The 22,122-nt window shown below is 71.5% G+C and carries 20 protein-coding genes; 17 read left to right on the top strand and 3 right to left on the bottom strand.

The features are described from left to right. Nucleotides 1-96 precede the first annotated feature (96 nt). The gene (locus OHS81_RS01645) at nucleotides 97-1,080 is read right to left on the bottom strand and encodes a ScbA/BarX family gamma-butyrolactone biosynthesis protein (protein ID WP_328381728.1); all 984 of its coding nucleotides are present in this window, start codon (nucleotides 1,078-1,080) and stop codon (nucleotides 97-99) included. A gap of 172 nt (nucleotides 1,081-1,252) precedes the next feature. Here OHS81_RS01645 and OHS81_RS01640 point away from each other — a divergent pair, with 172 nt between their 5' ends. Both OHS81_RS01640 and OHS81_RS01635 read left to right on the top strand, forming a co-directional pair. Continuing rightward, entirely contained in the window at nucleotides 1,253-1,927 is a 675-nt protein-coding gene (locus OHS81_RS01640) for a ScbR family autoregulator-binding transcription factor (RefSeq protein ID WP_328381726.1), read from the top strand. 603 nt (nucleotides 1,928-2,530) lie between these two features. Then, nucleotides 2,531-4,984 (top strand): MFS transporter, encoded by a 2,454-nt coding sequence (locus tag OHS81_RS01635; protein ID WP_328381724.1) that lies wholly within the window; start codon nucleotides 2,531-2,533, stop codon nucleotides 4,982-4,984. A 71-nt stretch (nucleotides 4,985-5,055) separates the two neighbouring features. On the opposite strand, the gene OHS81_RS01630 is transcribed toward OHS81_RS01635, so the two are convergent. Then, complete coding sequence (locus OHS81_RS01630) at nucleotides 5,056-5,589, bottom strand: GNAT family N-acetyltransferase (protein ID WP_328381723.1); 534 nt, start codon at nucleotides 5,587-5,589, stop codon at nucleotides 5,056-5,058. A 480-nt stretch (nucleotides 5,590-6,069) separates the two neighbouring features. Here OHS81_RS01630 and OHS81_RS01625 point away from each other — a divergent pair, with 480 nt between their 5' ends. The 15 genes from OHS81_RS01625 to hypE all read left to right on the top strand — a co-directional run bounded on the left by OHS81_RS01625 (nucleotide 6,070) and on the right by hypE (nucleotide 20,622). Beyond that, nucleotides 6,070-6,816 (top strand): DUF4232 domain-containing protein, encoded by a 747-nt coding sequence (locus tag OHS81_RS01625; protein ID WP_328381721.1) that lies wholly within the window; start codon nucleotides 6,070-6,072, stop codon nucleotides 6,814-6,816. A 219-nt stretch (nucleotides 6,817-7,035) separates the two neighbouring features. Continuing rightward, entirely contained in the window at nucleotides 7,036-8,124 is a 1,089-nt protein-coding gene (locus tag OHS81_RS01620) for a hydrogenase expression protein HypE (RefSeq protein ID WP_328381719.1), read from the top strand. A gap of 86 nt (nucleotides 8,125-8,210) precedes the next feature. Then, complete coding sequence (locus OHS81_RS01615) at nucleotides 8,211-9,995, top strand: nickel-dependent hydrogenase large subunit (RefSeq protein WP_311622119.1); 1,785 nt, start codon at nucleotides 8,211-8,213, stop codon at nucleotides 9,993-9,995. Then, nucleotides 9,992-10,603, top strand: coding sequence for a hypothetical protein (locus tag OHS81_RS01610; RefSeq protein WP_328381714.1), 612 nt, complete (start codon nucleotides 9,992-9,994; stop codon nucleotides 10,601-10,603). Before OHS81_RS01615 ends, OHS81_RS01610 begins: the two co-directional genes overlap by 4 nt. Continuing rightward, complete coding sequence (locus OHS81_RS01605) at nucleotides 10,600-11,268, top strand: DUF5947 family protein (RefSeq protein ID WP_443058638.1); 669 nt, start codon at nucleotides 10,600-10,602, stop codon at nucleotides 11,266-11,268. The genes OHS81_RS01610 and OHS81_RS01605 overlap by 4 nt, the downstream gene beginning before the upstream one ends. Beyond that, complete coding sequence (locus tag OHS81_RS01600; protein ID WP_328381713.1) at nucleotides 11,265-11,987, top strand: DUF6084 family protein; 723 nt, start codon at nucleotides 11,265-11,267, stop codon at nucleotides 11,985-11,987. The genes OHS81_RS01605 and OHS81_RS01600 overlap by 4 nt, the downstream gene beginning before the upstream one ends. After that, nucleotides 11,984-13,405: a hypothetical protein gene (locus tag OHS81_RS01595; RefSeq protein ID WP_328381711.1), complete on the top strand. Its 1,422-nt coding sequence runs from the start codon at nucleotides 11,984-11,986 to the stop codon at nucleotides 13,403-13,405. The genes OHS81_RS01600 and OHS81_RS01595 overlap by 4 nt, the downstream gene beginning before the upstream one ends. Continuing rightward, on the top strand, nucleotides 13,402-13,971 hold the full coding sequence (locus tag OHS81_RS01590) for a hydrogenase maturation protease (RefSeq protein WP_328381709.1): 570 nt from the start codon (nucleotides 13,402-13,404) through the stop codon (nucleotides 13,969-13,971). The genes OHS81_RS01595 and OHS81_RS01590 overlap by 4 nt, the downstream gene beginning before the upstream one ends. Then, nucleotides 13,965-14,069: a DUF6893 family small protein gene (locus OHS81_RS37295; protein ID WP_443058637.1), complete on the top strand. Its 105-nt coding sequence runs from the start codon at nucleotides 13,965-13,967 to the stop codon at nucleotides 14,067-14,069. The genes OHS81_RS01590 and OHS81_RS37295 overlap by 7 nt, the downstream gene beginning before the upstream one ends. Nucleotides 14,070-14,195: 126 nt before the next feature. After that, entirely contained in the window at nucleotides 14,196-14,576 is a 381-nt protein-coding gene (locus tag OHS81_RS01585) for a hydrogenase maturation nickel metallochaperone HypA/HybF (protein WP_328381707.1), read from the top strand. A gap of 3 nt (nucleotides 14,577-14,579) precedes the next feature. Continuing rightward, nucleotides 14,580-15,500, top strand: coding sequence for a hydrogenase nickel incorporation protein HypB (gene hypB / locus OHS81_RS01580; protein ID WP_328381705.1), 921 nt, complete (start codon nucleotides 14,580-14,582; stop codon nucleotides 15,498-15,500). Further along, on the top strand, nucleotides 15,497-17,947 hold the full coding sequence (gene hypF / locus OHS81_RS01575; RefSeq protein WP_328381704.1) for a carbamoyltransferase HypF: 2,451 nt from the start codon (nucleotides 15,497-15,499) through the stop codon (nucleotides 17,945-17,947). Before hypB ends, hypF begins: the two co-directional genes overlap by 4 nt. 50 nt (nucleotides 17,948-17,997) lie before the next feature. Beyond that, nucleotides 17,998-18,384, top strand: a complete 387-nt coding sequence (locus tag OHS81_RS01570; protein ID WP_328381702.1) for a HypC/HybG/HupF family hydrogenase formation chaperone — start codon at nucleotides 17,998-18,000, stop codon at nucleotides 18,382-18,384. Beyond that, nucleotides 18,381-19,505: a hydrogenase formation protein HypD gene (hypD, locus tag OHS81_RS01565; RefSeq protein WP_328381700.1), complete on the top strand. Its 1,125-nt coding sequence runs from the start codon at nucleotides 18,381-18,383 to the stop codon at nucleotides 19,503-19,505. Before OHS81_RS01570 ends, hypD begins: the two co-directional genes overlap by 4 nt. Beyond that, nucleotides 19,498-20,622, top strand: a complete 1,125-nt coding sequence (gene hypE / locus OHS81_RS01560) for a hydrogenase expression/formation protein HypE (RefSeq protein ID WP_443058636.1) — start codon at nucleotides 19,498-19,500, stop codon at nucleotides 20,620-20,622. The genes hypD and hypE overlap by 8 nt, the downstream gene beginning before the upstream one ends. A gap of 72 nt (nucleotides 20,623-20,694) precedes the next feature. On the opposite strand, the gene efeB is transcribed toward hypE, so the two are convergent. After that, a complete protein-coding gene (gene efeB, locus OHS81_RS01555) occupies nucleotides 20,695-21,921 on the bottom strand; it encodes an iron uptake transporter deferrochelatase/peroxidase subunit (RefSeq protein WP_328381698.1) in 1,227 nt (408 codons plus the stop codon). Nucleotides 21,922-22,122: the final 201 nt, after the last annotated feature.

Genomic DNA, 22,122 nt, shown 5'->3' with positions numbered 1-22,122 from the left:
ACCACTCGCGACAGACGGCTTCGCAGGTCGCGTGGCCCGGTGGCTCATGAAGTGTGGAGTCCCTGCCGAGATTGCTGTGGCTCGTGAGGTGCGCGCTCAACGCTGGGCGTCCAGTGCTGTCAGGGTGGAGACGAACACCGGCTTGCCCTCCTGGGAGCCGGTGACCTGGACCGTCGTGGTGGAGGGGAGCGCGGACTGAACGTGCCGGGCCACGATGGTGCAGGGGATGCCGTGCTCGGCATAGCGGTGGAATTCGGTGCCGAAGGCGTACGGCACGAAGATCTGGGGTGCGGTCAGCGCGCGGGCGGCCTGCTGTGCGGCGTCGAGCAGCAGCATTCCTGGAATGTGGTCATTCGCCGGATTCACCATCGCGCCGTGGCCGGGCGCGATGCGCAGTTCCCATCGGCCGGAGCTGTCGGTCGGGGACAGCAGGACATCGATGTCCATGGCGCTGCCGGTCAGCTGGTGCGGGACGGGTACGGGAAGTGGGTCCAGGGTGTGGCGTGCGGCCAGCCGTTCACCACGGATCCGGCGGTAGACGGCAGGGGAGGTGACGGTGACATCGGAGTAGCCCGTTGCGACGATCCGGCCCGCCTTGCGGATGGTCATGGTGAAGTGGCCACTGGACAGCGTGCCGCCCCGCAAGCGCATCCGGCTGCAGGTGACATCGACCGTCAGCCGGGTGGGCCCGCCGCCGACGGCCAGGTGCTCGGGGTGAGTTGTGTACACCAGGTTGCCGAGGATGAAGTGGTGGCCGACCGGTACGCCGAGTTCGGTGTGACACAGGAGCAGCCCCGCCTGGCGGATGGTCTCGCCGGTGAGGATGAGGTGGTGGCGGCCGTGCGCCGGAGTGAAGTACCCGTGGTCGTGCGGCCACTGGGCGGTCAGCGTGAAGTGGGAGCCGTCCAGCCGGCGCCATGAGGTGACCAGGATGTCGTCGACAATGGGCCGGTGAACGAACTCCTGGGGGACGCAGGGGGCGTGGCGATGTCCGGCGTCCGCGTGGTGATTCCCCTTCGGGTGCGTCTGATGTGGAGCCCTGGGCTGAACCGTGCCGCTGACGTGCATCGTGTCGCTCATGAGTGCTCCCAGGCGTCTCTACGGGAAGAGGTGCATCGCTGATAAGATACGTACCATCCGGTTTTGTTTTCAACGCCGGGTATCGAATTGCAGCAAGCGGCTGACCCAGGGGGGAATTGAGCGGTAGCTAACTGATGCGAACATGGAAAACACGAGAGACAGGAGGCGTCCTGTGGCGCAACAGGACCGCGCGATCCGGACCCGGCGACTGATTTTGGAGGCGGCCGCCGCGGTCTTTGACGACCTCGGCTACGACCGCGCGACCATCGCCGAAGTCCTCGACCGCGCAGGCGTCACCAAGGGCGCCCTGTACTTCCACTTCGCCTCCAAGGAGCAGCTCGCGCTGGCGGTGCTCGATGAACACGTACTGGACATCGCCGTCGAGCCGCAGAAGATCAAGTTGCAGGAGTTCGTCGACGCGGGGCAGGTGCTGGCGTACCGGCTGCGCAGTGACCCGATCCAGCGCGGGGCGGCGCGGCTGGCGGTCGAACAGGGCTCCAACCATCTCGACCGCAAGCAGTCGATGCTCTCGTGGAGCGTGTTCGTGGAGGGGCTGCTGAACGAGGCGAGGGGCCGCGGTGAAGTGCTGGAGAGCATCGTCGTGCGGGAGACCGCGGAGCTGTACGTCGGCGCCTTCGCCGGGCTGCAGATGATGTCCCAGGCGTTCACCAACCGGGCCGATCTCAGCCGCCGGCTGACCATCTTCTTCGAGCACACCCTCCCGAGCGTTGCGGTGCCGGCCATCCTTGCCAAGCTCAAGCTGGATTCTGAGCGCGGTGCACAACTCGACGCGGCCCTGCAGGGGAAGGTGCCGGCGAGTGCCGGGATCGATGCCGCGGCGAGCTGACTCCGGCACCCCGGGCCGGGCGGCTTGCGGCGGCCGGGCGGCGTGGATCGCCCGGCGGGGGCGGGAGGCGGAAACATACCGCGTATGCGGTGTTGGTTGCTGAGCTGTGTAAGTGTCGTGCCTAAACAGTGCAGGTCAGAGGCGTCGCGGGGGCTCCCGCGACGCCTCTCGTCGTGGACGGACCGAGGGCGTGGGGAGCGGTGGGTGAGCTGTCGGGAGCGGCCGGGCAGCGGCGTCCTGTGCTCTCTGCCGGACGGGATTGTCAGTGGTGTGCTGTTCACTGGGACTCGGCGGGTTCAGTAAAGTCCGCGCGTCGAGGACGAGTCAGGGGGAGGCCGCGATGAGCGGGGCGAGGGGGAGCCGGGGCCGGGGCGGAGTGAGGCAGATCACGGCCGCCGGGGAGCGAAGGTGGCCGGTCTCGCGGAATAGACCGCCGCAATAAAACGTTCGGCATGCACGTATCCATGGCCTGATCGTGCCGATGTCCGGGGGAGACGCCCCACACCTCGAACGCTGCTGCTCACCCCTGCTCCGCCGCTCTCACAACCCGTGCACCCCCCACTCCCACTGACGTTCACCTCTGCCGCCCTGGAGGCTGCCCGCATGACCCAGATGACGACGGACCAGCTCCCCGGAAGGGGGGCGGGCACCACTGCCGAGCCCCCGGTGCCCGAAGCGGCCACGGGCGGGCACCGCAGAACCCGCGGTGGCATCGTCCCGGTCCTGGCCTTCTCCGGCATCGTCGTCGCGGTCATGCAGACGCTGCTGGTGCCGGTCATCAAGGACCTGCCGGTGCTGCTCAACACGGCACCCAGCAACGCCACGTGGGTGATGACGGCCACCCTCCTCGCGGGTGCCGTCTCGACGCCCATCATGGGGCGTCTCGGTGACCTCTACGGCAAGCGGCGGATGCTGCTGACCAGCCTCGCCGTCATGGTCGTCGGCTCGCTGATCTGCGGGTTCACCAGCGATCTGCTCATCATGATCGTGGGCCGGGCGCTGCAGGGCTTCGCAATGGGCGCCATTCCGCTCGGCATCGGCATCATGCGCGACGAGCTGCCGCGCGAACGGCTCGGCTCGGCCATGGGCCTGATGAGCTCGTCGATCGGTGTGGGCGGCGGGCTCGCACTGCCGGTCGCGGCCCTGGTGGCCCAACACGCCGACTGGCACGCCCTGTTCTTCGGCGCCGCCGGTCTCGGTGTGCTGTCGATGCTGCTCACCTTCCTGACCGTCCCGGAGAGCGCGGTGCGTGCCCGGGGACGCTTCGACGTGGCGGGCGCCCTCGGGCTGTCGGCCGGTCTGGTCGCCCTGCTGCTGCCCATCACCAAGGGCAGCGACTGGGGCTGGGGCTCGCCCAGCACCCTCGGGCTGTTCGGCATCGCGGCCCTGATCCTGGTGCTGTGGGGCGTGATGGAGCTGCGCATCGCCGATCCCCTGGTCGATCTGCGGACCACCGCCCGCCGTGAGGTCCTGCTGACCAACCTCGCCTCGATCACCATCGGGGTGGCCTTCTACGCGGTCTCCCTGGTGCTCCCGCAGCTGCTGCAGCTGCCCGAGTCGACCGGCTACGGCCTCGGCCGGTCCATGGTGGTGGCCGGCCTGTGCATGGCGCCGCTGGGCCTGACGATGATGCTCGTCGCCCCGCTGTACGCGCGGATCGCCGCCCGGCGCGGCCCCAAGGTCTCGCTGCTGCTCGGCATGCTGGTCATCGCGATCGGCTACGGCGCGGGCATCGGCCTGATGAAGGCCCCCTGGCAGACCGTCATCATCGCGGTGGTCCTCGGCGCCGGCATCGGCCTGGCGTACTCCTCGCTGCCCGCGCTGATCATCGGTGCCGTCGACCCCTCCGAGACCGGCGCGGCCAACGGTCTGAACACCCTGATGCGCTCGATCGGCACCTCGGTGTCCAGCGCCGTGATCGGCATGGTGCTGGCCCGTATGTCCCAGCGGATGGGACCGGCCACGGTACCGACGATGGCCGGGTTCCGGGTCTCCTTCCTGATCGCCGCGGCCGCCGTCATCGTCGGTGCCGCCCTGGCCTTCTTCCTGCCCTCGACGCGCCAGACGTCCCGGCCGACCCTGGTCGCGCAGAGCACGGACGGCGGTGACAGTGGCGTCATCGGTGACAGTGGTGAAGGTGGTGGCAGCGGCGACATCGGTGAGAGCGGTGCCGGGGGCGTGGCCGGTGCCGGCGCCGAGGCCGCCGCTGCGGCCGTGCCGGATGTGCGGGCCGAGCCGACCGCGACCGGGCCGACCGCGGCCGAGTCGGCCGGGACCCTTTCCGGCTTCTCCGGCCGGGTCCTGGACACCTCCCGTACTCCGATACCGGGCGCAAGCATCACCCTGATCGACCGCCAGGGGCGGCAAGCCGGCGTCACCACGGCCGACGCCGACGGGGGCTATGCGCTCGCGGCCCCCGCGGCGGGCACCTACGTTCTCACCGGCGCCGCGCCCGGCCACACCCCGTATGCCGTCTCGGCCATGTACCGAGGCGAGGACGTTTCCGCCCGGGTCGATCTGATCCTCGCGGGCACCGGCCGGCTGGGCGGCGTGCTGCTCGGGGGCCCTGGCCCTGAGGGCGCCCCGCTGGCCGGCGGAGGCATCGTCCTCACCGGCGCCGGTGGCGACGTGGTGACCCGTACGACCTCCGGCACCGATGGGAGCTGGGACCTCGCCCCTGTGCCGCCCGGCCCGTACACCCTGGTGCTGAGCGCCCCCGGCCACCAGCCGCAGGCCCGTGCCGTCGAACTGTCCGGCGGCGAGCCGGAACGGCAGGACGCCCGCCTGCAGCCGACCGCCACGGTCCGTGGAACGGTACGGGGCCCGAACGGCCGGCCGCTCGCCGATGCCGCCGTGACCCTCGTCGAGGACGGCGCCGTCGCGGGGCACACCGTCACCGGACCGGACGGCGTCTTTGCCTTCTCCGAGCTGAGCGGCGCTCACTACACCCTCACGGCAGCCGGTTTCCCGCCGCACGCCGTCCCGATATCCCTCGCCGGCGGCGCCGACGAGGTCCTCGACCTGGACCTCGCCCAGCCGTCGGCGGCCACCCGCTGACCCGGGCGTGCGGTGCACGGTGCGTGGGCGGCCCCGCCCGGCTTTCGGGCCGCCCCCGCGCCATGCCCCGCTCAGCCCTGGTACTCCGTGAGATCAATGCTGTGCACCGTCAGCGCATGGCCGTACTCCGGATGCGTCGCCTCCCGCTCGACGGCCATACCGAGCTTGCGCAGGACGTTGTCCGAGGCCTCGTGGCCGAGCCGGTTGACGGCGATGACACGGTCCAGGCCGCGGTCCTGGAGGGCGAACTCCAGCACGGCCTGGGCGGCTTCGGAGGCATAGCCCTGGCCCCAGTACTGCCGTCCGAAGCGCCAGCTGATCGCCACCTCGTGCGCCGCTTCCGGAAGAAAACCGGGTACGGACAGGCCGACGCATCCGGCCAGTTCGCCCGAGGCAAGCAATTCGACGGCGAAGAGGCCGAAGCCCTCGTCGTCCCACTCCTCTTCCCATCGTTCGATCTCCTCGGCGGTTTGCTCCAGGCTCAGGACGGAGCCGTCGCCGATCCAGCGCATGACCGCCGGGTCCGCGTTGATGTCCGCCATGGGGGCGAGGTCGTCGTCGGTCCAGCGGCGGAGGATGAGGCGGGGGGTGCGGATCTCGGTCATGCCGCCCATCCTGTCCAATGCCGGGGGCGCAGCGGTAATCGGCAGGCGCCGTGCGCGGGCCGTGCGGCGCAGGTCACCGGCCCGGCAGCTGCGCCGGTGTCCCGTCGAGCTCGGTCTGCAGGATGCGCCTCGCCGCCTCGCCGCCTCGCCGTCCCCGTCGGCGACCGCTGGGGCAAACCGGGGCCACTGAGCCTGCCGGGGCCCACGGGACCGGTGATCTTGATCGACGGAACGGCCGAACCTGGCGGTGGCGTATCCGCAACCCGGGAATTCTCTGCGATTCTGTGCGGCAGGCCCCGGATACCGGCCGGTCACGCCGATTTCCGGGGTGACCGGCGTGCCGAGCGCCCCGGCTCGTTAGTGGTGTGTTAGTGCCTCGTTAGCGGACCGGCAGTGCCCGAGGCCACGCTGGCAGGAGCATGGGACGGACCGTACGCACCTACGACGAGAGCTCGCACCTACCAGACGAGGGGGACACTTATGTCGCTCACCTTCAAGACACTCGGCCGCGGCCGGCGTGTCGCCGCGGGATCGCTGATCGCCGTCGCGGCGCTGGGGCTCACCGCCTGCCAGAGTGGGCCCGACGCCACCTCGCGCCCCTCGTCGAACGCCGCGCCCGTCACGTCCCACGACAAGCAGAGCGGTGACGGCTCGCAGTCGGCAGGCGGCAGCAGCAAGTCGACCGGGGTGGGGCCGCAGTCCTCCGCAAACGGTCAGCGGCCCTCGGCCTCCTCGGCGAAGGCGACACCTCCCGGCAGCAAGCCGACGGGCAAGGCCCCGGGCGCCGCACAGTCCCAGGCCTCCGCCATGGCGGCGTCGGACCGTTGCACCGCCGACCAGATGTCGCTGCGCCTGGGCGCCTCCGACATCGGCGCGGGCAACATCCGCTACCCCCTCGTCTTCACGAACAAGGGCAAGAAGGCCTGTTCCCTGCGCGGCTACCCCGGAGTCTCGCTGATCAAGCGGGACGGTTCGGCCGTCGGCAAGCCCGCCACCCGCGGGGGCGGCTCCGGTGGCGCCGTGCGGCTCCAGCCGGGGCAGAGCGCACACGTCCTGCTGCACACCCTCAACGAGGGCGTCTCGGACACCCCGTGCTGGGACCGTTCGCAGATTGTCTTCGTCTACCCGCCCGGATCCAAGGAGTCGATGACCACGGGCAGTGCCGGTCTGCGGGTGTGCGGCGGACGGTTCGACGTGACCGCGGTGGAGGCCGGGGGACTGGGCTGACCTGCTGTACGGCGACACGGGAGCCGGGCGGCCGCGAGGGCGGTCACCCGGCTCCCGGCGTTCTGCGGCGCGGGAGGGACATCCGTCGGAGAGGGGGCTCGGGGTGCGTCACCACAACGGCCCCTTGTGACCGCCCCGCCGCTCCGGATCGGTGTTACCAAGGTGGATGGAAGCCTTGAATGAGTGCTTTCGTTGCATATCTGCCGAGGAGCCATCCCCATGTCTGCAGCTTCGAGCGTGGCCGCCAAGGCCGCTGCGAACGGAAAGCCGTCCGCCGAGGACGAGTCCCCGATCCACATTCTCTGGATCAACGCCGGTCTGAGTTGCGACGGCGACTCCGTGTCGCTGACCGCAGCGACCCAGCCGAGCATTGAGGAGATCGCGCTCAGTGTGCTGCCGGGGCTGCCCAAGATCGCCGTCCACTGGCCACTGATCGACTTCGAATGCGGCCCGGTCCAGGGCGCGGACAATTTCATCGAGTGGTTCTTCAAGGGCGAACGCGGCGAGATCGACCCGTTCGTGCTGGTCATCGAGGGATCCATCCCCAACGAATCCATCAAGCCGGAAGGCTACTGGTGCGGTTTCGGTGACGACCCCGAGACCGGCCAGCCGATCACCACCAGTGAGTGGATCGACCGGCTCGCCCCCAAGGCGCTCGCCGTGGTCGCGATCGGCACCTGCGCCACGTACGGCGGTATCCATGCGATGGCGGGCAACCCGACCGGAGCCATGGGCGTGCCCGACTACCTGGGCTGGGACTGGACCTCCAAGGCCGGGATCCCGATCGTCTGTGTGCCCGGCTGCCCGATCCAGCCGGACAACTTCTCGGAGACGCTGGTCTATCTGCTCTACCAGGCGGTGGGCTCGGCCCCGATGATCCCGCTGGACGACCAGCTGCGCCCCACCTGGCTCTTCGGGGCGACCGTGCACGAGGGCTGCGACCGGGCCGGTTACTACGAGCAGGGCCAGTTCGCGACCACCTACGACTCGCCCAAGTGCTCGGTGAAGCTCGGATGCTGGGGTCCCGTGGTCAAATGCAACGTGCCCAAGCGGGGCTGGATGGACGGCATCGGCGGCTGTCCGAACGTCGGCGGTATCTGCATCGCCTGCACCATGCCCGGCTTCCCCGACAAGTTCATGCCGTTCATGGACGAGCCGCCCGGCGGCAAGGTCTCCAGCACCGCGAGCGCCGCGTACGGCAGCGTCGTCCGCCGGCTGCGCGGCATCACGGCCAAGACCGTCGATCACGAGCCCAAGTGGCGGCATCGTGGCGACCAACTGACCACCGGCTACCGGAAACCGTGGTGAGCGCACCCCGCCCGTAGCCGTCCGGCTCCTTCCGGACCTCCGTCCGACCCCACTTCCGCGCGCAACAGAAGGGCACGGCACTCACGATGGCACCGAAGACGAAGGCGGCCGGTGACGGCAGCGGTCTGACGGAGATGTCCTGGGATCCGATCACCCGGATCGTGGGCAGCCTCGGCATCCACACGAAGATCGACTTCAAGCAGAAGCGGGTGGCGGAGTGCTACAGCACCTCCTCCGTCTTCCGTGGCTACAGCGTCTTCATGCGGGGCAAGGACCCGCGTGACGCGCACTTCATCACCAGCCGGATCTGCGGCATCTGCGGTGACAACCACGCCACCTGCTCCGTCTACACGCAGAACATGGCCTACGGGGTGAAGCCCCCGCACCTGGGGGAGTGGATCATCAACCTCGGCGAGTCCGCCGAGTACATGTTCGACCACAACATCTTCCAGGAGAACCTGGTCGGGGTCGACTACTGCGAAAAGATGGTCCGCGAGACCAATCCCGGCGTCTGGGAACTCGCCCAGCGCACCGAGGCCCCGCACGCGGCCGAGCACGGCTACCGCACCATCGCCGACATCATGAGCTCCCTCAACCCCCTGGAGGGCGAGTTCTACCGCGAGGCGCTGCAGGTCAGCCGCTACACCCGGGAGATGTTCTGCCTCATGGAGGGCCGCCATGTGCACCCCTCCACGCTTTACCCGGGCGGTGTCGGCACCATCGCCAGCGTCCAGCTCTTCACCGACTACCTCAGCCGGCTGATGCGCTACGTGGAGTTCATGAAGCGGGTCGTCCCGCTCCACGACGACCTGTTCGACTTCTTCTACGAGGCGCTGCCCGGATACGAGGAAGTCGGCCGGCGGCGGGTGCTGCTGGGCTGCTGGGGGGCGCTCAACGACCCCGACCACTGCGACTTCACCTACCGCAACATGACGGACTGGGGGCGGAAGATGTTCGTCACCCCCGGCATCATCGTCGACGGCAAGCTGGTCACCAACGACCTCACCGAGATCAACCTCGGCATCCGGATCCTGCTGGGCAGCTCCTACTACCAGGACTGGGCAGGCCAGGAGCTGTTCGTCACCCACGACCCGCTCGGCAACCCCGTCGACCCGCGCCACCCGTGGAACCAGCACACCATCCCCGCGCCGCAGAAGCGCGACTTCAACGACAAGTACAGCTGGGTGATGTCCCCGCGCTGGTTCGACGGCAAGGAGCATCTGGCGCTGGACACCGGCGGCGGCCCGATCGCCCGGCTGTGGTCCACCGCGCTGTCCGGGCTCGTCGACACCCCGTACGTCAAGGCCACCGGCCACAGCGTCACCATCGACCTGCCGCGCAGCATGACCAAGCCCGAGGCCCGCTTCGAGTGGAAGATCCCCAAGTGGAGCAACGCGCTGGAGCGTAACCGCGCCCGCACCTACTTCCAGGCGTACACGGCGGCCATGGCACTGCACTTCGCCGAGCAGGGGCTCGAAGAGGTCCGGGCCGGACGCACCCAGACCTGGGAGAAGTTCGAGGTCCCCGACGAGTCCATCGGCTGCGGCTTCACCGAGGCGGTACGCGGTGTGCTCTCGCACCACATGGTCATCCGGGACGGGAAGATCGCCAACTACCACCCGTACCCGCCCACCCCGTGGAACGCCAGCACCCGCGACACCTACGGCACCCCGGGCCCGTACGAGGACGCCGTGCAGAACACCCCGATCTTCGAGGAGAACTCCCCGGAGAACTTCAAGGGCATCGACATCATGCGCGCGGTGCGCAGCTTCGACCCGTGTCTGCCCTGCGGCGTCCACATGTACGTCGGAGGCGGCAAGTCCGTACAGAAGATGCATGTGCCCACCGGCCTGAGCGGGTTGTCGGGATGAGCGCCCGGGCCACCGCGGCGCCGGCCGCCGCACCCGAAGCGGGCGCTCCCCAGGGCGCCGCGTCCCGGGGCGCCGTGCCGAACGCCGAGACGACCGGACGGCGCGTCGAAGAAGTGCTGGACCACCTCGCCGGGCGCGACCGCGAGGCGAGCGCCGCCGCCGAGGAACTGGTCCGGGTCCTGATGGACTTCTACGGCGCGGGACTCGCCCGGATCATGCACCTGGTGGGCAGCGGCTCGGAAGACGGCGGCCCTCGGCCGGCGCTGCTGAGCGATGAGCTGGTGACCAGCCTGCTCGTGCTGCACGACCTGCACCCCGAGGACACCGCGGCACGCATCGGCCGCGCACTGGACAGCGTCCGCCGCCAGCACCCCGCCGAGGTCGCGGAGTTCGACGCGGAGAGCGGGGCGCTGTGCCTGCGCGCCGGAGACGGCGGAGGCTGCGGCTGCCCGAGCACGAACCAGCAGGCCCAGCAGGCCGTCGAGGCCGCCGTGTCCTGCTTCGCGCCCGAGGTGACCTCGGTGCGGTGGGAGGCGGCAGAGGACCGGACCGAACCGGCGCTGCTGCAGATCTCCCGTCGTCCGCCGACCGCCGCCACCGCCCCGTGAGCGGCCGGCAGGCGGCGTCCCCGCGGCTCGGACCGGCGGCCGCCCACCGCGGTCTGCGCCGCTTCCGCGCACCGGTACCGCCCACCCCCGAACGCTGCGAACTGTGCGGTGTCGTGCTGGCCGAGCACAACCACCGCCACCTGGTGAACACCGAACGCCGCGCGCTGGCCTGTGCCTGCACCCCCTGCGCACTGCTCTTCGACCGGCCCGGTTCCGGGGGCGGACAGTTCCAGACCGTCCCCGACCGCTATCTCGTCGACCCCGGCCACACCCTCGACGACGCGGCCTGGAACCTCCTCCAGATCCCCGTCGGCGTCGTCTTCTTCCTGCGCCATGCCGACCCCGACCGGCTGGTGGCGCTCTACCCCAGCCCGGCCGGCGCCACCGAGAGCGAACTCGACCCCTCGACCTGGCAGAGCGTGCTCGCCGCCAGCCGGCTGACCGGCCTCCTCCGGCCCGATGTGGAGGCGCTGCTGCTGCGCCGCTCCGAGGGCCGGATCGACTGCTATCTGGTGCCCGTCGACATCTGCTACGAACTCGTCGGCCGGATGCGCCTGTTGTGGCAGGGCTTCGACGGCGGGGCCGAAGCGCGCACCGCGCTCTGCGACTTCTTCGCCAAGGTCGCCCGCAGGGCCCGTGAGCCGAAGGAGGACGACCGGCCGTGACCGATCTGTCCTTCGACTGCACCGGTGTCCGCGCCGACCGCTACGCCGCCGCCCCCACCCTGCTCTTCCGGCTGCGGATCACCGCCGCCGAAGAGGCCCGGGTGCACGCCGTCGCGCTGCGCTGCCAGCTCCGCATCGAGCCGGCCCGGCGCGGCTACGGCCCCGACGAGGCCGAAGCGCTCAGCGATCTCTTCGGCGAACGCTCCCGCTGGGGCAGCACCCTGCAGCCCCTGCAGCTCGCCCAGGTCTCCCTGGTCGTCCCCGGCTTCACCGGCGAGAGGGAGGTCGAACTGCCGGTCCCGTGCAGCTACGACCTGGACGTCGCGGCCGGCCGCTACTTCCACGCCCTGCGCGACGGCGAGGTCCCGCTGCTGCTGCTGTTCTCCGGCACGGTGTTCGCCGGCAGCGGCGGCTTCCACGTCGAGCCGGTGCCCTGGAACAAGGAAGCGTCCGTGCGGATGCCGGTGGCCGTCTGGCAGGAGATGACCGAGACGCACTTCCCCGGCTGCGGCTGGCTCCGGCTGCCGCGCGAAACCCTCGACGCGCTGCTCGCCTACCGCTCGCGGCACGCCCTGCCCTCCTGGCAGGCGACCGTCGAGTCGCTGATGGGCACCGCGGAGGGCACCGAACCGCCCGCACCGCGCGCCCGGTTGTTCCCCGGGACCGCCGCCGCGCGCCCCGCCGCCGTCCACCCCGTCAGCGAAAGGACCGCGCCGTGACGACCAGCGTCCTGCCCGACGAGACGGCGGACCGCTTCGCCACTGCCCGCCAGGTGGCGGACGCCGTGCTGTTCGAGGGCTATGTGCTCTACCCGTACCGCGCCTCCGCGGCCAAGAACAAACTCCGCTGGCAGTTCGGCGTCCTCGTACCGCCGCACTGGGGCGCCCGGAGCGCGGAGCACTCCTTCCAGCGCACCGAATGCCTCATGGAGCCCAGGTCGGGGGCCCGGCTCTCGGCCGAGCTGCGGTTTCTGCACGCACAGCGGCGCACCGTCCAACGCCTGTGCCCGGACGGCGAGTTCGAGACCGTCGCGGAACTCGAACTGCCGGACCGGGTACTGGTCCCCTGGGACGAGGGCGTCGAGGAGCGCGTCCCGCTCGCGGCCGGCATCTCCCGGCTGACCGGCGAGGGCGTCACCGTCCCGTTCACCCGGCCCGCGGGGGAGGAGACCGAGCCGGTGCACGACGCGGACGGGCGCCTCGTCGGCAGACTGGTGCGCCGCCGCGCGGAGCTTCAAGGACGCGTGCGGCTGACCGCGAGCGAACTCGACGGCCCCTACGCGGCGCTGCGGCTGACCGCGACCGTCGAGAACACCAGCGGCTGGCAACCGGAGGACACCGGCGCCGACCGTGACGCGGCGCTGCCGCACTCGCTGGTCGGCGCCCATCTCTTCCTCGGCCTGAGCGCGGGCTCGTTCGTCTCCATGACCGACCCGCCGGAGTGGGCCACGGGCGCCGTCGCTGCCTGCCGCAACGAGCATGTCTGGCCCGTGCTGGCCGGAGGCTCGGGCCGCGCCGATGTGGTCCTGTCCTCCCCGATCATCCTGGAGGACCACCCGGCCATCGCCCCCGAGAGCCCCGGCGCGCTCTACGACGCCCTGGAGATCGACGAAATCCTCGCCCTGCGCACCGCGGCCCTCACCGACCAGGAGAAGCGCGAGGCCCGCGGCACCGACCCCCGCGCCGCCGAGGTCATCGAACTCGCCGACACCATGCCGCCCGAGGTGCTGGAACGCCTGCACGGCGCCGTACGGGCACTGCGCGAGGTCACCGGGCCGGGCCCGGCCGCCCCCGACGACCTGACCCCCGACGTGCCGGGCCTGCGCCCGGACACCCCCTGGTGGGACCCGGAGAGCGACCGCAGCGTCGACCCCGTACGCGACCGGATCACGGTCGACGGGCACTCGGTCGGCGCGGGCAGCCGGGTGCTGCTGCGGCCCGGACTCCGTCGCACCGACGCCCAGGACCTCTTTCTCCAGGGCCGCACCGCCCATGTCGAGGCCGTGTTGCACGACGTCGACGGCGGGGTGCACCTCGCGGTGACCGTGGAGGGCGACCCGGGCGTCGACATCCGGCGCGAGCAGGGCCGGTTCCTGTACTTCCAACCCGACGAAATCGCCCCCCTGGAGGACGCGTGAACGCCGAAGCGCCGGTCGCCGGACCACTCGCCAAGACCCTGATCGCCGGCGTCGGCAACATCTTCCTGGGCGACGACGGATTCGGTGTCGAGGTCGTACGACGGCTGGGCGAGCACCGGCTGCGGGACGGGGTCGAGGTCGTCGACATCGGCGTACGCGGCGTGCACCTGGCCTACCGGATGCTGGACGGCTACCACACGGTGCTGCTGGTGGACGCCTCCGCGCGCGGCGCCGAACCCGGCACCGTCCACCTCCTCGATGCCACCGCTCCGGCCGGCGCCCGTCCCCACGACACCGCGCTCGACGGCCACCACATGACCCCCGACACCGTGCTCGCGCTGCTCGACACGCTCAGCGCGGGTACCGACGGCCGGCGCCCGGAGCGCGTCCTGGTCGTCGGCTGTGAACCTGCCGATGTCACCGAGGGCATCGGGCTCAGCGAACCGGTCGACGCCGCGGTCGACGAGGCCGTGGGGCTGATCCTGCGGCTGGTCGGCACGGCGGAGCCGGCACCGGCCGCCGCCGCACCGCACACCAGTGATGAGAGGAATACGACACCATGCTGAAGCTCGCTCTGGGCGGGGCGCTCGCCGCCACGCTCGCCGTTGTCCTCAAGGCCGTACTGCCCGACGTCAAGCGCTATTTGCGCATCCGGTCCATGTGACGGGTGGCGCTGCACCGAACGGTGTACGCCACCGCGCCACCCGGCGAGGCACCGCAGCCGCCCTCCGGGCCCGCCGTCTAATGAAGCCGGGCGGCACCCGGTCGTGCCCGCACCAGAGAGGGACCGATGCACGAGATGTCCATCGCGCTCGCGGTCGTGGACCAGGTCGAGAACGCTGCCCGGCCCACCGGGTCCACCACCGTCAACAGCGTCCGGCTGCAGGTCGGCGAACTGGCCGGGGTGGTCCCGGACGCGCTGGCCTTCTCCTTCGAACTCGCCTGCGCCGGAACGGTGCTGGAGGGGGCCGAGCTCATCACCGAACCCGTCCCGGCCCGCGCCCGCTGCGGCCCCTGTGCGGACACCTGGCCGGTGGGCATGCCACCCCAGCTCAGCTGTCCCGGATGCGGCGGGGCGACGACCGAGCTGCTGTCCGGCCGGGAACTGCAGATCATCCGTGTGTGCTGGAACGACGCCCCGGCACCCGCCCCGATTCCTGAGGAGCGCTGAACCATGTGCCGTGTCGTCGACCTGCAACAGGCGGTCCTTGCCAAGAACGACGCCTGCGCCCACACCCTGCGCGAGGACCTGGCCGCCCGTGGCACCGCCGTCGTCAACCTGCTCTCCAGCCCCGGCAGCGGCAAGACCGCCCTCCTGGAGCGGGAACTCACCCTCGCCCGCAGCCGGGGCATCCCGGTCGCGGCGCTCACCGCCGACCTCGCCACCGAGAATGACGCCGTACGGCTGGCCCGCTCCGGCGTGCCCGTCAAACAGGTGCTGACCGACGGGCTCTGCCACCTCGAAGCCGAAATGCTGGGCGGCCACCTGCACGGCTGGCTGCCCGCCGACACCCGGCTGCTGTTCATCGAGAACGTCGGCAACCTGGTCTGTCCAGCCTCCTACGACCTGGGGGAGACGCTGCGCATCGTGCTGGCGTCGGTGACCGAGGGCGAGGACAAGCCGCTGAAGTACCCCACCGCCTTCGGGCTCGCTCATCTGGTGGTGGTCACCAAGACCGATATCGCCGAGGCGGTCTCCTTCGACGAGGCGGAGTTCCGCGCCAACGTCGAACGCATCAATCCCGGCGTCGAGGTCGTCCTCACCTCGGCGCGCCGGGGTGAAGGGGACGGCGTCCTGGTGGACCGGGCGCTGGCCGCGCGCGACGGGGCGCCGGTGCACATCCCGGTCATGACCCGCAAGTCCCATCACGTCCATGACGCCGGGGACGGCCAGCCGCGCGAAGAGGGCCACCTCCCTGCCGGGGCCCACACCCATGGCACGGACCACAGTCACCACGCCGACCACACCCACCACACCCACGGCAAGGACCACGGCCACCAGCGCGAGCATGCCCACGCCCCGCGGGCCCAGGACGGCGGCCGCCCGCACATCACCGACCCCGACCCCGACACCGTGGCGTCAGGCCGCTCATGACCACCGGGCAGGCCGGGACGGGCGCCGCAACGGCCCCCGCGACAGCCGCCGAACGCCGCCGGATCACCGTGCGCGGCGTCGTCCAGGGCGTCGGCTTCCGCCCGTTCGTGCACACCCTCGCCACGGAGCTGGGCCTGACGGGCCATGTGACCAACACCGGCGAGGGCGTCGTCACCGAGGTCGAGGGGGCCGCCGCCGCGCTCGCCGCGTTCGGCCGGCGGATCAGCGCCGATGCGCCACCGCTGGCCGTGGTCGAGGCCGTCGACGCCGAGGACGTCGCGGTGACCGGCGACGCCGGATTCCGCATCCTCCCCTCCCGCGCCGACGGCCTCTCCCGCACCCTCGTCTCCCCGGACGCCGCCACCTGCGCGGCCTGCCTCGCCGAGCTGACCGACCCGGCCGACCGCCGCCACCGGCACCCCTTCCTCACCTGCACCCACTGCGGCCCGCGCTTCACCATCGTCACCGCGGTCCCCTACGACCGAGCGCTGACGACCATGGACCGCTTCCCGATGTGCCCCCGCTGCGCACAGGAGTACGCGGACCCCGCCGACCGGCGCTTCCACGCCCAGCCCATCGCCTGCCACGACTGCGGCCCCCGGCTGCGCCTGCTGACCGCGGACCCGGCCGACCGCACCCGCCCGCCGCGCCCGGCGCCCGGTCCCGACCCGGTCGCCGACGCCCGCCGGCTGCTCGCCGACGGCGCGATCGTGGCGGTCAAGGGCCTGGGCGGCTACCACCTCGTCTGCGACGCCTCCGACGACACCGCCGTCACCTTGCTGCGCCGCCGCAAGGCCCGCGGTGACAAGCCCTTCGCCCTGATGGCCCGCCATATCGACGACATCGCACACCTGGTCCGCGTACGGGCCGAGGAGCGTGCTCTGCTCACCGGACCCGTACGCCCCATCGTCCTGCTGCGCCGCCGCCAGGACCCCGCACCGGCCCCGGACGCGCCGGCGGTTTCCGGCGCCGTCGCCCCCGGCAGCCCCGACCTGGGCGTCATGCTGCCGTACACCCCGCTGCACCATCTGCTGCTCGGCCTGCCCGGCGACCCTCCCCCCCTCTCGGCTTCGCTCGAGCGGGGGGACCCCCACGGGCCCCGGCTGCTCGTGATGACCAGTGGCAATGTCGCCGGCGAACCGATCGTCACCGACGACGACGAAGCCGTACGGCGCCTTGCGCACCTGGCCGACGCCTGGCTCACCCACGACCGGCCGATCCGCATCCCGTGCGACGACTCCGTGGTCCGCGTCAGCGACGGGGAGCCGCTGTTCCTCCGCCGCTCGCGCGGGTACGCCCCGTTGCCCGTCCCGCTCCCGGTACCGGTCCGGCCCGCGCTCGCGGCCGGCGGGGACCTCAAGAACGTGCTGTGCCTCGCCGAGGGCGACCGCGCCTGGCTGTCCGCGCACATCGGCGACATGGACGACCTGGCGACCCAGCTCGCTTTCGAGGAGGCCGAGGCGCATCTGGAGACGGTCACCGGGGTGCGCCCGCAGGTGCTCGCCGCCGACCGGCACCCCGGTTACCGCTCCGGGCAGTGGGCACAGCGGCACACCGAAGGACGGCCGCTGGTCCGCGTCCAGCACCACCACGCCCATGTCGCCGCCGCCATGGCCGAACACGGCCTCCCCGACGGCCACCCCGTCATCGGCGTCGCCTTCGACGGCACCGGCTACGGCGACGACCACGCCATCTGGGGCGGCGAGATCCTGCTCGCCGACTACGACGGATACCGGCGCTTCGGCCAGCTCGCCTACGTCCCACTGCCCGGCGGCGACACCACCGTTCGGCGCCCCTACCGGATGGCCCTGGCCCATCTGCGCGCCGCCGGCCTCGACTGGGCCGCGGACCTGCCGCCGGTGGCCGCCTGCCCGCCGCAGGAGCGGCAGTTGCTGGCCCGTCAGCTGGAGCGCCACCTCAACTGTGTGCCCACCTCCAGCATGGGCCGTCTCTTCGACGCCGTCTCCTCGCTGGCCGGGATCTGCCACCACGCCGGCTTCGAGGCCCAGGCCGCGGTCGCCCTCGAAGCCGCGGCCCTGACCGCGGGCGAGGACCACGGGCCCGGCTATGCGTTCGCGCTGCGGGCCGCACCGATGGGCACGACGGGCGCCGACACCGTTGCCGACCCGGCGCCGGTGCTCGCCGCCGTCGTCGCGGACCTGCGGGCGGGCACCGCCCCGGCGCTGATCGCGGCCCGCTTCCACACCGCGGTCGCCGACCTCGTCCGCCGGGGCTGCGCACTGGCCCGGGAGCGCGCGGGCCTGACGACCGTGGCACTGACCGGCGGCGTCTTCGCCAACACCCTGCTGGCCGAGGCCGCCGCCCGCCTCCTGCGGCAGGACGGCTTCACCGTCCTGCGCCACCGCCGCGTCCCGCCCAACGACGGCGGACTGGCGCTCGGCCAGATCGTCGTGGCGGCGCGCACCGCAGGAGCCGCCGCGCGCTGAGCGGCGCCACGGCGCGGCAGACACAACGTACCCACGACGAGGAGAGGCCCATGTGCCTGGCGGTACCCGGCAAAGTATTGGACATCGAGGAACGGGACGGCACCCGGATGGCCACCGTCGACTTCGGCGGTGTGGTCAAGGAGGTGTGCCTGGAGTACGTCCCCGACCTGCAGGTCGGCGAGTACGCCATCGTCCACGTCGGCTTCGCGCTGCAGCGGCTGGACGAGGAGTCGGCCCGCAAGACCCTGGCCCTCTTCGAGGAACTGGGCCTGCTGCAGGAGGAGTTCGGCGATCCCTGGGAGGCGGCGGCCGCGCCCCCGGAATGGGATGAGAGGGGCGCCGGGGCCGCCACCGGTTCCGCCACCGGGGCGGAAACCGGAGTGGGCGCTGCACCCACGGCAGCGGTCGGCGACGGAGCGCAGGAGGCGGGCCGGTGAAGTACCTCGACGAGTTCCAGAACCCCGAGCTCGCCCGCCGGCTGCTCGACGACATCCGCTCCACGGTGACCCGGCCCTGGGCCCTGATGGAGGTCTGCGGCGGGCAGACCCACACCATCATCCGCCACGGAATCGACCAACTGCTGCCCGAACAGGTCGAGTTGATCCACGGGCCGGGCTGCCCTGTCTGTGTGACACCCCTGGAGGTCATCGACAAGGCCCTGGAGATCGCCGCCCGGCCCGACGTGATCTTCTGTTCCTTCGGTGACATGCTCCGCGTCCCCGGCAGCGACCGGGACCTGTTCCAGGTGCGCAGCCGGGGCGGTGACGTACGGGTCGTCTACTCCCCGCTCGACGCGCTGAAGATCGCCCAGCAGAACCCGCACCGCGAGGTGGTGTTCTTCGGCATCGGCTTCGAAACCACCGCACCGCCCAACGCCATGACGGTGTATCAGGCCCGCAAGCTCGGCATCCCCAACTTCAGCCTGCTGGTCTCGCACGTCCGGGTACCGCCCGCGATCGAGGCCATCATGGCCTCGCCCGGCTGCCGGGTCCAGGCGTTCCTCGCCGCAGGGCACGTATGCAGTGTGATGGGGATGGGGGAGTACCCCGAACTGGCCGCACGCCACCGGGTGCCGATCGTGGTGACCGGCTTCGAGCCCCTGGACATCCTGGAGGGCATCCGCCGCACCGTCCGCCAGCTGGAGCGCGGCGAACACACCGTGGACAACGCCTACCCCCGCGCCGTACGCAGCGAGGGCAACCCGGCGGCCCGGGCCATGCTCGCGGATGTCTTCGAGGTCACCGACCGCTCCTGGCGCGGCATCGGCACCATCCCCGCCAGCGGCTGGCGGCTGTCGGAGCGCTACCGCGACTACGACGCCGAGCACCGCTTCGCCGTCGGCGGCATCACCACCAGGGAACCTGCCGCCTGCCGCAGCGGGGAAGTCCTCCAGGGGTTCATCAAGCCGCACGAGTGCGAGGCCTTCGGGACGCTGTGCACCCCGCGCACCCCGCTCGGCGCCACCATGGTCTCCAGCGAGGGCGCCTGCGCCGCCTACTACCTCTACCGCCGACTCGGCACCACGCCCACCCCCCAGGAGGCGAGCCCCGTTGTCTGACACCCTCCACCCCACCCCCGGCGGTTCCACCCGCGGCGGTCCCACCCCGGCCGACCGCGGCCTGCCCACCGTCGACATCTCCGGCTGGACCTGTCCCGCCCCGCTCCGCGACCAGCCCCGTGTCGTCATGGGGCACGGCGGGGGCGGCGCACTGTCCGCGGAACTCGTCCAGCAGATCTTCGCCCCCGCTTTCGGCGGCGAAATCCTCGCCCAGCTCGGTGACTCCGCCGCGGTGTCCCTCGGCGGCGTGCGCCTCGCGTTCTCCACCGACTCCTATGTCGTCCGGCCGCTCTTCTTCCCCGGCGGCTGCATCGGCGACCTCGCCGTCAACGGCACCGTCAACGACCTCGCCATGAGCGGCGCCCAGGCCGCCTACCTCTCCTGCGGCTTCATCCTGGAGGAAGGCGTGGAGATGCCGGTGGTGGCCGGTGTCGCCGACGCCATGGGGGCGGCCGCGCGGGCCGCCGGAGTCGAGGTGGCCACCGGCGACACCAAGGTCGTCGAGGCGGGCCACGGCGACGGCGTCTACCTCAACACCGCCGGCATCGGGCTGATCCCGGCGGGCGTCGATCTGCGCCCACAGCGCGTGACCCCCGGCGATGTGGTGATCGTCAGCGGCGACATCGGCCTGCACGGTGTGGCGATCATGAGCGTCCGGGAGGGCCTGGAATTCGGCGTCGAGATCGAGAGCGACTGCGCGGCCCTGGGCGGCCTCGTCGAGACGATGCTCGCCGTCACCCCTGACCTGCATGTGCTGCGCGACCCCACCCGCGGTGGGCTGGCCGCCGCGCTGTGCGAGATCGCCACCGCCTCCTGCACCGGCATCGTCATCCAGGAACGCGCCATCCCCGTCCCGTCGGCCGTCGCCAACGCCTGCGCGATCCTCGGCCTGGACCCGATGTACGTCGCCAACGAGGGCAAGCTGGTGGCCTTTGTGCCCCGCGAGCACGCCGACGCCGTGCTGGACGCCATGCGCGCGCACCCGCTGGGGGCCGGCGCCGCGATCATCGGCGAGGCCGTCGCCACCCACCCCGGCATGGTGGTGGCCAGTACTCCGCTGGGCGGCACCCGGGTGGTCGATCTGCCGCTGGGGGAGCAGCTGCCGCGGATCTGCTGAGCGGGTCCCCCGGCGTACGACCGAGGGCGGCACCGGAACCGGTGCCGCCCTCGGCGTGGGTGTCCCTCCCGCTCAGGTCTTCTCCAGCAGCCCGGAACCGAACCAGTCGTCGGCGTCCCGTACCCCGGGCAGGATGAAGAAGTAGCCGCCGCCGAGCGGGGTGATGAACTTGGCCAGCGGCTCGTGCCGCAGCCGCCGCTGGACGGTCGCGAACTGCCGCTCCGGGTTCTGCTGGTAGCCGCAGAAGACCAGTCCCAGGTCCATCCGTCCGGACTGGTCGAAGCCCTGGTCGTAGTTGTAACTCCGGCGCAGGAAGCGGGACCTGTCGGTCTTCTCGGTGCGCGGGTTGGCCAGCCGGATGTGCGAGTCGAGCGGGATCTTCCTGCCGTGCGGGTCGTCGCGGTACCGCGGCGGGTCGTTCTCCTGCTTGCCGTCCAGGGGCGCGCCGCTCGCCTTGCGCCGTCCGAAGATCTGCTCCTGCCGGGCCACCGGCACCTTGTCCCACTTCTCGATGTGGAAGCGGATCAGACGCAGCACCTGATAGCTGCCGCCGAGCGCCCAGTCCGGCTCCCCGCAGGGCGGGGTCACCCACATCAGCCGGTTCATCTCCCGGGACGAGCCGGTGTCCGGATTGACGATCCCGTCCTTGAAACCGATGAAGGTACGCGGCGAGCCCGAGGGCCGCGACGGGTTGAGGAAGGCGTCCGCGCGCCAACGGGGCCGCAGCAGGCCGTGCGTCTCCCGTGCCAGATCGCGCAGCACATGGACGATGGCGTCCGGGTGCTGCGCGCAGATCTGCAGCGACAGGTCACCGTGGCAGCGTGCCGGCTCCAGCCGGTCGTCGGGGAACGCCGGCATGGCCTTGAGGTGCCGGGGCTTGTGGCCGGAGAGCCCGAACCGGTCGTCGAACAGGGAGGCGCCGACGCCGAGCGTGATGGTGAGCGAGTCGGGGGTGGGCCGTTCCGAGGCGACCTGCTCGTCCAGCGGCTTCACCCCGTCCGTCAGCACCCGGCAGCGCGTGGTGAGTTTCTGGAACAGACCGGTCAGGCCTTCGCGGCCCTCGGCCATCACATCGAAGCCGACGAACCCGGCGAAGAGCTGCTGGGGCGTCACGATGCCGGCCTGATGGCGGCCGTGGAAGGACACCTTGTCGGGCAGTCCTGCGTTGTCGCGGAGTCCGCTCGCGGAAGGGTCCGCAGCAGCGGCGGCGGCTGCCTGACCGCCGAGCCCCGTCGCGGCCGCCACACCCGCGATCCCCGCCGCGCACTTGAGAAAGCCCCGGCGTCCGTCTTCGCGCACAGGGGTACGTTCGTCCCCGGCCTGATCACATCTCATCGTCCCGCCCATCCTGACTACTGAGTCGTCCGGAAGCCGCGTGCCTGGCACCAACCTGTGCGCGATGCTCGTCGCCCGTGAGGCGACGGCCGGGAGCAACACGGCTCCGGTGCCGGATATCACGCCCTGGCCACGGGCCGGTCGTCCGAATGGCGCAGCAGACGC

Source organism: Streptomyces sp. NBC_00400 (genome assembly GCF_036048035.1).
In the GTDB taxonomy this organism is placed as follows: domain Bacteria; phylum Actinomycetota; class Actinomycetes; order Streptomycetales; family Streptomycetaceae; genus Streptomyces.
Note: the sequence above shows the minus strand (reverse complement) of the source record. Positions and strands in the feature narration are given on the sequence as shown.